This window comes from Streptomyces millisiae (assembly GCF_031845425.1).
Classification (GTDB): Bacteria; Actinomycetota; Actinomycetes; order Streptomycetales; family Streptomycetaceae; genus Streptomyces; species Streptomyces millisiae.
In genome coordinates this window covers 1-493 of record NZ_JAVREM010000225.1, presented here as the reverse complement: position 1 = coordinate 493, position 493 = coordinate 1, and the positions used below count along the sequence as shown (strand labels likewise).

The window sequence follows — 493 nt, the reverse complement described above, 5'->3', positions numbered from 1 at the left end:
GTCCCACAACCCCGCACACACAACCCCTACCCGGTCTCACATGCATACGGTTTAGCCATCCTCCGCTTTCGCTCGCCACTACTCACGGAATCACTTTTGTTTTCTCTTCCTACGGGTACTGAGATGTTTCACTTCCCCGCGTTCCCTCCTGCACCCTATGTATTCAGATACAGGTAACACGACATCACTCGTGCTGGGTTTCCCCATTCGGACATCCTCGGATCAACGCTCGGTTGGCAGCTCCCCGAGGCATATCGCAGCCTCCAACGTCCTTCATCGGCTCCCAGTGCCAAGGCATCCACCATGCGCCCTTAAACACTTACAACACAAAAACCAAAAAATGAGTTTCAAAAGAAATTGCACATCAACACACAAAACCAGCCCCACCCACAAGGAGTGAGACCACACATTTTGCGTGCTAGATGCTCGCAACCACTATCCACAAATCAAACACCACACCCCACCACCAAAGTGTGAGGCAACAACACGCCGA

Annotated in this window: 1 rRNA gene; it reads right to left on the bottom strand. The window is 52.1% G+C overall.

Features of this window, described 5'->3' with window-relative positions:
- A 23S ribosomal RNA gene (locus tag RNC47_RS36360) occupies positions 1–325 on the bottom strand; the annotation flags it as partial.
- Between the last annotated feature and the right edge of the window lie 168 nt (positions 326–493).